12 protein-coding genes are annotated in these 11,782 nt (G+C 68.0%); 8 read left to right on the forward strand and 4 right to left on the reverse strand.

Annotated elements, in window-relative coordinates:
* Nucleotides 1–12: 12 nt before the first annotated feature.
* Together NXI30_19845 and NXI30_19850 are read right to left on the reverse strand one after the other, a co-directional pair.
* Nucleotides 13–942 carry a hypothetical protein gene (locus tag NXI30_19845; protein ID MCR9096484.1) on the reverse strand — a complete coding sequence of 310 codons (930 nt, stop codon included), beginning with the start codon at nucleotides 940–942 and terminating at the stop codon, nucleotides 13–15.
* 4 nt (nucleotides 943–946) lie between these two features.
* A complete protein-coding gene (locus NXI30_19850) occupies nucleotides 947–2,029 on the reverse strand; it encodes a hypothetical protein (protein MCR9096485.1) in 1,083 nt (360 codons plus the stop codon).
* Between the two features lie 261 nt (nucleotides 2,030–2,290).
* Between NXI30_19850 and dmeF the strand changes: the two genes are divergently transcribed.
* From dmeF to NXI30_19885, 7 genes are all read left to right on the forward strand, one after another.
* Entirely contained in the window at nucleotides 2,291–3,238 is a 948-nt protein-coding gene (dmeF, locus tag NXI30_19855) for a CDF family Co(II)/Ni(II) efflux transporter DmeF (protein ID MCR9096486.1), read from the forward strand.
* A 207-nt stretch (nucleotides 3,239–3,445) separates the two neighbouring features.
* Nucleotides 3,446–4,549: a GTP-binding protein gene (locus NXI30_19860; GenBank protein ID MCR9096487.1), complete on the forward strand. Its 1,104-nt coding sequence runs from the start codon at nucleotides 3,446–3,448 to the stop codon at nucleotides 4,547–4,549.
* Nucleotides 4,549–5,775 (forward strand): FAD/NAD(P)-binding protein, encoded by a 1,227-nt coding sequence (locus tag NXI30_19865; GenBank protein ID MCR9096488.1) that lies wholly within the window; start codon nucleotides 4,549–4,551, stop codon nucleotides 5,773–5,775. Before NXI30_19860 ends, NXI30_19865 begins: the two co-directional genes overlap by 1 nt.
* Nucleotides 5,776–5,809: 34 nt before the next feature.
* Nucleotides 5,810–6,622 carry a coniferyl-alcohol dehydrogenase gene (locus NXI30_19870; protein ID MCR9096489.1) on the forward strand — a complete coding sequence of 271 codons (813 nt, stop codon included), beginning with the start codon at nucleotides 5,810–5,812 and terminating at the stop codon, nucleotides 6,620–6,622.
* A gap of 124 nt (nucleotides 6,623–6,746) precedes the next feature.
* Entirely contained in the window at nucleotides 6,747–7,379 is a 633-nt protein-coding gene (locus tag NXI30_19875; protein ID MCR9096490.1) for a GTP cyclohydrolase II, read from the forward strand.
* Nucleotides 7,380–7,547: 168 nt separating this feature from the next.
* Nucleotides 7,548–7,928, forward strand: coding sequence for a hypothetical protein (locus NXI30_19880; GenBank protein MCR9096491.1), 381 nt, complete (start codon nucleotides 7,548–7,550; stop codon nucleotides 7,926–7,928).
* 30 nt (nucleotides 7,929–7,958) lie between these two features.
* Nucleotides 7,959–8,696 (forward strand): hypothetical protein, encoded by a 738-nt coding sequence (locus NXI30_19885; protein ID MCR9096492.1) that lies wholly within the window; start codon nucleotides 7,959–7,961, stop codon nucleotides 8,694–8,696.
* Nucleotides 8,697–8,732: 36 nt separating this feature from the next.
* Here NXI30_19885 and NXI30_19890 read toward each other — a convergent pair whose 3' ends face one another.
* A complete protein-coding gene (locus tag NXI30_19890; protein ID MCR9096493.1) occupies nucleotides 8,733–10,400 on the reverse strand; it encodes an NAD(P)/FAD-dependent oxidoreductase in 1,668 nt (555 codons plus the stop codon).
* Nucleotides 10,401–10,562: 162 nt separating this feature from the next.
* Between NXI30_19890 and NXI30_19895 the strand changes: the two genes are divergently transcribed.
* Nucleotides 10,563–10,976 (forward strand): nuclear transport factor 2 family protein, encoded by a 414-nt coding sequence (locus NXI30_19895; protein ID MCR9096494.1) that lies wholly within the window; start codon nucleotides 10,563–10,565, stop codon nucleotides 10,974–10,976.
* 70 nt (nucleotides 10,977–11,046) lie between these two features.
* Here the strand turns inward: NXI30_19895 and NXI30_19900 are convergent.
* Nucleotides 11,047–11,782: hypothetical protein (locus NXI30_19900; GenBank protein ID MCR9096495.1), on the reverse strand; the 736-nt coding region annotated here is incomplete at its 5' end.

Consider the following 11,782-nt stretch of genomic DNA (forward strand, 5'->3'; position numbering starts at 1 on the left):
CGTGAACGTGCGTCAGAGGTCTTCGAGCCTGGCCTCGATCGCGGCTCGTTCGCGCGCGGGCGCGGTGTAGTCCGCGTCGAGGAGGACGATCGAGGCGTACCCCTCGGAGAGCGCGACCGCGTCCGAGTCGTCCACGTCGCGCACGACCGCTTCCGGCGCACGGAAGGCCGGTGCGTAGACGCCCGGCGCCTTCTCCTCGAAGCCCAGCCCGAACTGCATCCCGCGCCCCTGGACCGCGAATCGAACGCCCTTGATCTCGTTCCAGGGAACGGCGGGCGCGTTCAGGTTGAGCCGCGTCCCAGCCGGCAGGAGCGGGCCGTCCCCTGCGGTCCGGACCAGTCGATCGATCACCTCGACGGCCCAGGCGGCGGTGTCTTCGAAGTGCTTCCGGTGGCGGGGCTCGTCCTCCTTGCCGATCTCGTTCGCGCTCACGGCGAGCGCCGGCGTCGAGCCCAGACCCGCGGCGATCGTGGTGGCGCCGACCGTTCCCGAGATTCCCGTGGCGGCGCCCGCGTTGGCGCCGGCGTTCGTGCCCGAGACCAGGAGGTCGAACGGGTCATCGGGGTCCGCGAAGGCCGAGAGGCCGAGCAACGCGCAGGTCGCGGGCGTCGCGTCGACACTGTACTCGCCGGGAGCGCGCTCCTCGACGCGGAGGGCACCGAAGGTCATCGAGGCGCTGCTCCCGCTTCGGTTGCCCTGGGGCGCGACGACCGTGACCCGGTGGCCGGCGCCGCGCAGCGCCGCCTCGAGCGTCTCGATCCCGGTGGATCCGTAGCCGTCGTCGTTCGTCAGGAGGATATGGAGCGGTCGCGCCTCGGCGGGCGGAACCGTCGCGCACGCCAGGCCCAGGCAGGTCGCCGCGAGTGCGATGAGGTGGAGAAGGGGGAAAGGCCGCATCGGGGATTCGGCTCGGGACTTCACGGGATCGTTGGATTGCTGCATGGGCCTATTGTGGATCGCCAGCCGGGCCAGGCAAGTTCCACGGGATCCATCCGATCCGGTCCCCTCCGAAGGCGCCGAGCCAGATCACGTCGTCGCGCTCGAGGGCGGCGGAAACGCCGCCGACCGCTGTGGCCGGGTCGTGGGTCCAGACCCGGCGTACCGCGAGTGTTTCCGGGTCGACCGTCGAGACGGCCGAGGGGAGGCTGCAGCCGCCTTCGAGGAGCTCGAAGCAACCGGTGGCTTCGATCGGACCCGCGATCTGGCCGCCGACGAGCACGCGGCCGTCCGCGGTCCAGCTGAGGTTGTCGGGATGGAAGCCGAGGGGCGCCGTCTGGCGACTCCCTCCGTCTAGACCAAGACGCACGAGCTGCTGCGCCCCCCATTCGGAGAAGTAGAGCGTCTCGCCATCCTGGGAGGTGACGATCCCGTTCGGGCCGTTCCCCTCGGAATCCGGGATGGCCCGGATGCCGGTCGACCGCGACCAGTGCCAGACGCGGCCCGTGTCGAGACCGAGCACGAGCGCGAGGGGCGAGAACAAGGACTGACTGACCATCTGCGTGACGACGAAGTCGCCGCCCGGGAGCGAGGCGACGTCGTTGAGCATCACGTTCTGCTCGAAGAGGATGCAGTCGGTCCAGGTGAGGGTCGGGACTCCGTCCTGCTCGCCGATCGCGAAGCGCTCGATCGATTCGCGGCCGCCGTGGTTCACGACCAGCAGCGTTCGTCGGTCGCGGCTCAATTCGATGCCGTGGGGCGCGAAGTCGTCGAGGGAAGGCGGGGCGCAGGAAGCGTTTCCGGCGCCCACCAGGGCCGTCTCGTCGGTCGGCCACACGACGCTCCGGGCGCCGTCGGTCGGGCGGAACGCGACGAGGCTGCCGGGCTCGTCGGCGAGCACCATTTGGCTGATCAACATCCACCCGTCGTCGAGGCCCACGAGGTCCTCGGGATTCTGGAAGCCGCAGATCGGGGTGGTGTCGTCGTCGGGGGCGCACTCGGGAAGCGGCGTATGCGAGGCGCAGCCTGCGAGCGCCGTGAGTGCGACCAGGGCAAGGATCGCCCCGGCAGGCCGGGGCGCGGACGTCGTCATCGATCTGTCTCCTCGTTGGCCAGAGCGAGCACGTTCGAGGATCGCTCGCCGGCGGCGCATCGTCATCGCCGAAGGTTACCGCCCGACCGTCTCGACGAAGCCGATCACCGGCGTGGCCGCCCCGGTTGGCGCCATCAGGATACCCGGTTCCGGGATCGCTCCCGCGGTCCGGATTCGTGACTCCTACACGTTCTCTGGCCCGCGAGCGGCGGCGTTCACCTACACTCTCGATCCTCACGTCGATCGAGAGGCGGATGAACGGTGCACGCAACGAACGCCGAGACCTGGAAGCACGATCACGACTACCTCGGAGAGAGTCTTGCACGGAACGAGCGCCAGACCCGCCTGGTGATCGCGCTGACCGCGGCCATGATGGTCGCCGAGATTTCGGCGGGCGTGGCCTACGGCTCGATGGCGCTCCTGGCCGACGGTTGGCACATGGCGAGCCATGCGTCCGCGCTCGGGATCACGGCCTTCGCGTACGGGTTCGCTCGGCGCCATCGACACAGCAGCCGCTACTCGTTCGGGACCTGGAAGGTGAGCATCCTCGGCGGCTACACGAGCGCGGTCGTGCTGGGCATCGTCGCCCTGGCCATCGCCTGGGAGTCGTTCGGCCGGTTCGTGAATCCGCGCGAGATCTCCTTCGATCAGGCGATCGGCGTCGCGATCCTCGGGTTGATCGTAAATCTGGTGTCGGCCTGGCTCCTGCGCGACGGCCACGATCACGGGCACGACCACGGTCATGACGGCCATCACCACCACGACCACAATCTGAGGGCCGCTTATCTGCACGTCCTCGCGGATGCGCTCACGTCCCTGACCGCGATCCTTGCGCTGGTCTGCGGCAAGTACTTCGGCTGGCATTGGATGGATCCGGCGATGGGGGTCGTGGGGTCGCTCGTGATCGGGCGCTGGGCCTACGGTCTCGTGCAGCAGACATCCTCGATCCTGCTCGACGGGGATGTCCCGCAATCGACTCTCGACGCGCTCCGGGCGGCAATCTCAGGCGATTCGGACGATCTCGTCTCCGACCTGCACGCGTGGCGTGTGGGTCCCGGTCGGCTCGCCGTGATCGCGGTCGTCGTGTCGGATTCGCCGCGGGCCCCCGCTGAGTACAAGCGCCGGATGCAGGGGGCAGTCGATATCGCGCACGCGACGGTCGAAGTGAACCGCTGCGAAGGGCATGGCGAGGGCGCCCGCGCCGCGTAGCGGCAACGAGGACGGCACGCGTCGGCTCGGCGCGAGCCGCGCGACCGATTCGTCGACGGCGCGGAGCTGACGGCCGCGTCTGGGGCCGCCACGGCGCGGTCAGGGGCGATTTCCCGCAGATCGACTCGCGTCGAAGGGAACTCGCATGCGGCGGCCGGCGATGACGAGGAAGACGCCCCCCGTCTGAATCTACGCGCGTAGGCCCGAGTGAGTCCGATCCACATGATCTCGAACGCAGCCATCCGTCGTGGACTCGATGGTGAAGGGGGCCTCGCCCCGGTCGTCCACCTGATCGCCGGACTTCCGACGGACGAGGTCGTGCGGGGATTCGATCGCATCCGCGAACATCTGCCGGTCTCGTCCCTGGCGTGCCTCGTGGCTTCGTCGTCGCCCGAGTGCGCCCGGACGGGGGTGCTGCTCCCGCCCCATGCGGAGAACTCGCAGGTCGTCGAGGACTGGGAGACGTGTGACTTCCTGGAGCGTCGTTTCGGTCCGGGCGCTCGGATTGGCGGTGTACTGACCGTCGTGGACGCGGACGCGCTGGGCGACCAACTGGAATCGGCGGATCCGATTTCGGCACTCGGGTGGGGAAGGAGCGCACGTGATGCCCGAACGGTCGCCGACATCGTGGCGGGTCAGGTCGAATCGGCGACCCATCTCCTGCTGGTTGGACGCCCGTCCTCTTGTGCGTCGGTTCGAGGCCTCCTCGAAGCGTTGAACCCCGATGGCGCGTTGATGCATCTCGACGGCGCTGCGAGTCAGGAGCTCCTCGAAGTCACGCAGGCTCCCCCCGGACGCAGCGAGTCGGCGCGGGTCGTGCCGCCCTGGCTCGCGCTCCTGCGAGCAGAGAGAGTCTCGCCGGATCGATCCGATCGTTTTCTCTATCGTCGGTCACTGCCTTTCGACGCCCAGCGTTTCGGCGAGTGGCTCGCCGATCCGCCCCGCTCGCTCGTTCGCGGAAAGGGCAACGTCTGGCTCGCGAACCGCCTGGATCAATCGATGGGCTACTCGTGTGCGGGATCCGTTCACCGGCTCTTCGACGCGGGCCGGTGGTGGGCGAGCCAGAGCGGTTCGGCCTGGCCGACATGCGAATCCGCGAGGCGGCGCCTTCTCGAACGCTGGCATCCGCAGTTCGGGGATCGGCGGCAGGAGCTCGCCTTCGTGGGGCTCGACCTCGACGTCGAGCGGGTTCGCGCGGAGCTCGACGCGTGCCTTCTCTCGGAGACCGAGGCGCTCGAGTCGTTCGAAGCGGCGACGCCGTCTCTCAGAGTGACTTCCCACCCCGGTCACTCCGGCGCAGGACTCCACTGATGATCGACTGGCTGATCATCGGAGGCGGGCCGCACGGCGTGCACGCGGCCGCGCGTCTCGTGGGGGAAGCCGGCGTTCCGACCGAAGCAGTCCGCATCCTCGACGACGAGGAGGTCCTGCTGGCTCGCTGGCGACGATGTACCCGGAACACGGGCATGCGGTATCTGCGCTCGCCCGCGGTCCACCATCTCGACCTCTCGTCGGCATCGCTGCAACGGTTCTCGAAGTCGGGACGAGGCCGCCGGTTTCCGCAGCCCTTCACGCGACCGTACTCGCGTCCGTCGCTCGAGCTCTTCGATCGACACTGCGACGAGGTCGTCACGAGACTCGGACTCGAGGATCTACACGTGCGCGGTCGTGCGGAGTCGCTCGAGATCACGGAGGAACTCGTCCGGATCGGCGTGCGCGGGATGGAGACCGAGGGCGAGCACGAGTCGATCGAAGCGAAGCGGGTCATTCTCGCGCTCGGCGCCCCGGAGCGACCGGAGTGGCCCGAGTGGGCGATGCAACTCTCGCGAGAGAACGTCGACGTGTCGAATGCTGGCTCGATCCAGCACGTCTTCGACCCGGGCTTCGATCTCCGGGACGATCCGGAGGACGAGGCGATCGCGGTGGTCGGCGCAGGGATCTCCGGCGCCCAGGTGGCGCTTCGCCTCGCGCGGGAGGGACGCCGCGTGGTCCTCCTCTCCCGTCATCCCCTCCGCATCCATCAGTTCGACAGCGACCCCGGGTGGCAGGGGCCCAAGTACATGGCCGGCTTCTCGCGGCTTCGCGATCTGGATGAGCGCAGGCGCCGCATCGGCGAGGCGCGACATCGCGGATCCATCCCCCCTGACGTCGAGAGCGCCCTTCGCATGGCCTGCGCGGACGGGCGGATCGAACATCTCGAAGGCGTCGAAGTCGAATCGGCGACCCTTTCGGAGGGGCGTCCGTCCCTCGAAGTCGGCGGCCGGTCGATCCTCGTCGATCGTGTCCTGCTGGCGACGGGCTTTCCCCGCCGACGCCCGGGGGAGGGCTGGCTCGACGACGCCATCGAGAAGCATGATCTTCCCTGTGCGGAATGCGGCTATCCGGTCGTCGATCGCGGTCTGCGATGGCATCCTCGTCTCCTGGTGACCGGTCCTCTCGCCGAACTCGAGATCGGCCCGGTCTCTCGCAACCTTTCGGGAGCAATGCGGGCTGGCGAGCGGATCGCCGCCGTAGCCCGAACGGATCTCGTCTACTGAGGGCCACGTCGGCCCGAATCGGAGTCTCGAATCGATGTCCCACTGTTTCGACTATTCCAACAAGCGCATCGTCGTCACGGGCGCGTACTCGGGCGTCGGTGCCGCGTTGCTGGATGTGCTCTCCGAGCTCGGCGGTCCCGAGGTCATCGCGCTCGACCTCAAGGAGCCCGAGGGCCGGATTGATCGCTTCATCGAGACGAACATGGGGAAGGCTTCCTCTGTCCAGGCGGCGATCGAGGCCATCGACGGCCCGGTCGACGTCCTCTTCAACAACGCGGGCATCGCCGCGACGCATCCGGTCGAGGACGTGATGGCCGTGAACTGGCTCGGTCTTCGTCAGCTCTCGGAGGGACTGCTCCCGAAGATTCGCGAGGGCGGCGCGATCGCCAACACGGCGTCGATTGCGGGTGGTCAGTGGCCGGGTCATCTGCAAGAGGTCCTCGACTGCATCTCGATCGAGGGCAGCGAGGAGCTCTTCGGCTGGTGCCGGGACCACGCCGAGCTGGTCGGGGACGGATATGCCTTCTCGAAGGAATGCGTCCAGGTCTATACGATGAAGAGCGCCAGGGCGACGCTCGAGCGGAACGTGCGCACGAACAGCGTCTGCCCGGCGCCGATCGACACGCCGCTGCTGCCCGACTTCAACAAGACGATGACCGAGAAGACCATGAACTGGACGATCGACCAGATCGGCGGAACGATCGCGACGCCGCGGGACATCGCGATGACCCTCGCGTTCCTCGGCTCGGACGCTTCGGGATACGTGAACGGCGTCAACCTGAACGTGGACATGGGCTTCAACGCCTTCATGACCACCGGGCAGCTCGATTTCTCGGGGCTCGCGTGAGGCGATGACGAGTTCCCCCGCGCTGGACCAGCTCCGCTCGTCGGGGCGGGTTCAGCGGATCTCCGTGCCCCAGCCGACGGATCACGAGGGGGTGGCTCCTTCGGACTCAGGGGCCGAGCTGGAGATGGTCGGCCCGGTCTCGTTGCCGATCGAGATCGGCGTAATCGAAGCCACGGTACGCTGGTTCGTCGGGCGGACGGTGGATTCGTCACGGAAGAGCGGTGCGGCTTTCGAAGAAGTCAGCGTGCTGCAATTCGGCGAGCTCAACGACGAGCAATCCCGCCCCCTCGTGCGGGTTCATTCGGCGTGCCTCACGGGCGACACGCTGGGATCGCTCCGGTGTGACTGTGGACCCCAGCTTCGGAGTGCGATTCGCCAGCTGGTCGACGCTTCGTCCGGCAGCCTGCTCGTCTACATGACGAGCCACGAGGGCAGGGGCATCGGTCTGTGGTCCAAAGCCGCCGCCTACCTGCTGCAGGAAGAGGGGCTCGATACCTATGCCGCGAACCGGGCGCTGGCGTTCGGGGACGACCAGCGGGATTTCAGGCTGGCGGCGGCCGTGATCGTGCATCTCTTGCGCGACGCACCCTTCGAGCTCCTCACGAACAATCCGCTGAAGGTGCGGAGCCTGGAGCGATTCGGGGTCCTCGAGGTGTCTCGACGTGGTCTCGTGCAGGGGGCTTCCGCACACAACCGGTGCTACCTGCGCGCAAAGCGTGAGCACGGGCATTTCCTGCCAGACCCGCCGGTCGACTAGAAACGGGGAGCGACGCCGGTCGCCGAGTCGCGGTGGAGGCGCTGTCGCGCGCCGACGGGCTTGCCTGCGGACGTGCGGGCCGACTCGGGATCGCGGAACGGAACGTCATTCGACGGCCCGCCGTCCCTGAGCTATTCCGGCGACGAACACGACGCCGCGAGGACCGTGATGCCGCAGGTCAGCGAGACCATTCCCGACGCTCTGAAGCCGCGCGTGGACGCGGCGGTCGCCTGGTTCAACGCCTCCGAGGAAGCGGCCGACGCCGAGTTCGAAGTGACGGGCATCCTCGACGCCGACGCAGCGCTCGACGGATCGGACGAGCTTCGCCTCATCCTGTGCGGCGGAGATCGTTGCGAGCAGCGCTCGTTTCGCGTGCGGGGCGCGGACGAGGCCTGGGAGGTCGACTTCGCCGAGAGCGCAGCGGCGGCGCAGGTCGGAAAACGCCAGGCCGAGCTCGATCCCCCGCCCGGGCCCCGGCTCCGGTGGCTCGACGAGAAGCTCGCGCAACACGCCTTCGTCGTGCTTCTCTTCTACCGAGGGTTCTGGTGACCGCCCTGTCGCGCCGAGTTACGGGGCTACATGCACGAAGGAATCGTCGAGAAGATCCGGGCCGCGGGCGGCGAGGTCTACGCCGTCACGAGTGAGCCGCAGCACCTGGCCGACCAGGCCCACGAACACTGGGAGCTCGACTTCGAGAACGTCGGAGATCCGCACCAGGAGATTTCGCGGACCTGCAGCGAGCGCGGCTGGCTCACGCTCTACGCGAACCGCGGGAGCCTCGACTTCCTCCGGCGCGGAGCCGATTGGGAGGTCGAGCATCCGAAGGGCTTCTTCCAGCCGGGCGTGCTGGCGCTGACGCGCGAGGGACGGGTTCTCTATCGCTGGCGCTCCGTCCCGTCCGCCGAGAACCTGAACGGCACGCTCGCTCGACCGACCGCCACCCATGCGTGGGGCCGAATCGAGCAGGCCCTGGAGGCCGGCGACGCCGCAGGTGATGCGACGCACGACGACGATCCCGTGGTCGATCAGAAGCCGCCGCCGCGGCTCCTATTCCTGGCCGCCATCCTGGCGAACGGCTGGTTCCTCGGCTTCCGGTCCTTCGCGTACTCGCCAGGAGTCGGTTCGGTCCCCTCGCGTTTCGCGGCGGCCTACGCGCGCTGGCTGCTCTTCCTCGCGTTCTGGGCCGCGGCGCTCTTCTTGCTGCCGACGCTCGTCGTGGGGGTCGCATTCGCCGGATGGGTCGCCTGGATCGCCCGGGACATGCGACGGACGCTCGGTGGGATGGACGATCAGAAGGAGCTGGTCCCAGGCTCCTGACCGGACTTGACCTGACCCGACCTGAGCCGGGGCGGGTCAGCCCTTCGCCCGCTCGTCCATCGCCGGCGTGAAGACGAAGCCGCCGTAGCCCTCGTCGGCGATCTCGGCGATCCGGTGGAAGTAGGCCGGGCCGCCCAGGTGCACGGCGAAGTGACGCGACTTGCCGTCGATGTTGGCGCCGGTGTACCAGGAGTCCGTCTTCGGGAAGAGGGTCCTGTTTGCGAGGTCGTTGACCTCCCGATCCCAGTCGAGCTCCGCCTCGTGGGTCGGCTCGACCTCGCCGATGCCCCGTTCGCTCATGTGGGTCAGGCAGTTGGCGATCCACTCCGTCTCGAGCTCCGCGCCGAGCGGCATCAGGTAGAGCACGCCGGGCGTCCCCGGACCGTGGATCATGAACAGGTTCGGGAAGTCGCTGACCATCAAGCCCAGATAGTTGTGGAACTGGCTGGCCCACTTGTCCCTCAGGCTGACGCCGCCGCGGCCCTTGGGGTCGAGCCGGAGCATCGAGCCGCTGATCGCGTCGAACCCGGTTGCGAGGACGAGGAGGTCGACCGGGTGCTCGCCCGAGGCGGTCCGTACGCCCGTCGCCGTCATGCACTCGATCGGATCCTCGCGGAGGTCGACGAGGGAGACGTTCTCCCGGTTGTACGTGTCGTAGTAGCCGTCGTCCAGGATCGGCCGCTTCGTTCCATAGAAGTGGTCGGGCATCAGCTTGTCCGCGGTCGCGGGGTCGCGAACGATCTCGCGGATCTTGCCGCGCAGGAACGCGCCGACCTCGCGGTTGACCTCCTCGTCGACGAGCAGCTCCTTGTAGTTGCCGTAGACGAAGCCGAGGGTGCCGTTCGCCCAGAGCTGCTCCCAGAGCGCGTGACGCTCCTCGGGGCTCTCGTCGAAGAAGGAGCGGCCGTTGCCCGGCATCATGGGCAGGAGGGCGTCCGGCGGCGGCGGGGCCGTCATCCCCGCGCGGATCTGCTCCCAGTTCTCGCGAACGGCGGCGAGCTCCTCCGCAGAGAGGGGACGGTTGCGCGCGGGGACGGTGTACTGAGCCGTGCGCTGGAAGACCGTCACGTGGTCGGCCATCTTGGCGATCTCCGGGATCGCCTGGATGCCGGACGAGCCGGTTCCGATCACGCCGACCCGCTTGCCCGCGAAGGAGACCGGCTCTTCGGGCCAGGCGCCGGTGTGGATGCACTCGCCGTCGAACTCCTCGATCCCGGGGATATCGGGCTCGTTCGGCGCGGACAGGGCGCCGACGGCGCAGATGAGGAATCGGCAGGAGACCCGGCGTCCACCGCCGAGCTCGACGGTCCAGCGCTGCGCCGCTTCGTCGTAGCGCGCGCCTTCGACCCAGGTCTCGAGCTCGATGTCGCGACGGAGATCGAAGCGATCCGCGAAGTGCTCGAGGTAGGACAGGACTTCGGGCTGGGAAGACTGGGACTCAGACCAGTCCCACTCCTTCACGAGCTCGTCCGAGAAGGTGTAGCCATACAAGGGCGCGCTCGGGCCGTCGACGCGCGCACCGGGATAGCGGTTGTGCCACCAGGTCCCGCCGACCCGGGGCGCGCCGTCGTAGACGCGGACCGAGAGGCCCATGCCGCGAAGGTGATGGAGGGCGTACATGCCGCTCACGCCGGCGCCGATCACGACGACGTCGTAGAGGTCGGCGGCCGACTCTTCCAGGGGAGCGTTCGCTGCGGTCGACATGGTCATTCCCTCGTCCGGACGGGATCGGCGCCTACGGCGGAGCGAGGCGCCGCGCCGCCCGTCCGACTACGCTACGTCTCGACCGGGGCGTAGGGCAAGGCCCGGGTCGATCGATCTCGAGGGGCCCCGATCGTCTCGGAGCGCTGCGAGAGGAGCAATTCGGTGGGTGTAGCGGAGAACAAGAAGGTCCTCGTCGATCTGCTCGCGGCGATCGAGGGGGGCGACCGGGAAGCGATCGAGGGGATCTTCCTTCCGGACGGTCGTTGGGTGATTCCGAAGGGCGCGCCCGAAGCGGTCGCGGGGATGCATCGCGGCGGCGCCCTCATCGCCGACATGATGGTCGGGGCGATCGACCGGAGCTTCGTGGCCGAGAGCGTCGACTGGCGGCCGGGATTGATCGTGGGAGAAGCGGACGTCGTGATGCTCGAGGCCAATCTGCGGGCCACGCGCCAGGATGGTGAGGTCTACGACAATTGCTACGTCTTCGTCGCTGAGTTCGATTCGGAGAGTGGCCGGATCGCCGAGCTACGGGAGCATGTGGATACGAGGTACGCCGCGCGCTTCTTCGAGGGCTGAGACGTGGACCGACGATTGCGCCTCTTCTGGCCGAATCCATCCGGAAGACGCCTCCTCCCGTCCCATCTCTCTAGATCGCGAACCTCGCCCGATGCTCTCGGCAGTTCTCGATCGCCCGCGTCCGGATCCGGCCGAAGTAACACTCCGCCAGCCAGCCCCGGACCGAAGCGATCCGACCTGCGAACAGCCGCTCACGAAGCACGTCCTTCAGTTCCAGCACCCGCCTCGTGATCCCCAACGCCTCTGCTGGTGTGCCCTTCCTTCGGTTCTCCGATCGGTCCTTCATGTAGTTCCTCCACACCACCCAGATCGCCATCCGGTACAGCGCCGACTGCCGCCGCTTCGAGAACGCGATTGTCTCCCGCTTGTGGTTCGCACTGCAGTGCCGGATCAACAGATCCGACAGGTTCACCGGGAAGAGCGGGTTCTCGGGCGTCCTCGCTTCCTTCGAACTCGTCCGCCCATGAACGAACGTCCGATCCGTGAGACGCGCCATCGCCCTCGGATAGGCCTGGTGCTCGTCGGTTCGGAGCTCTACCTGCCCACCCAGCGGAACCACTCTTCGAAGCAGCTCCTCCACCCGCTTCCGCGTCGCCTGCGGGTCCGGGCGGCCGAACCTCCGTTCCAGGATCTGCCGTTTCACGGCCTGAGAGGGCATCATCGTGCCGCTTCGCCTGAGCTCGGCCTCATTGAAGCCGTAGACGAAGAGGCTTCTTCCCACGACCAGATTCAAGTCCATCGGCCAGTACTGGCTGTGCTCGAAGGTCCGGAAGCCGTCCAGAACGAGGGGCTCGTTCGGACACGTC

The organism is bacterium, from assembly GCA_024742285.1.
Taxonomy (GTDB): domain Bacteria; phylum Myxococcota_A; class UBA9160; order UBA9160; family UBA4427; genus UBA4427.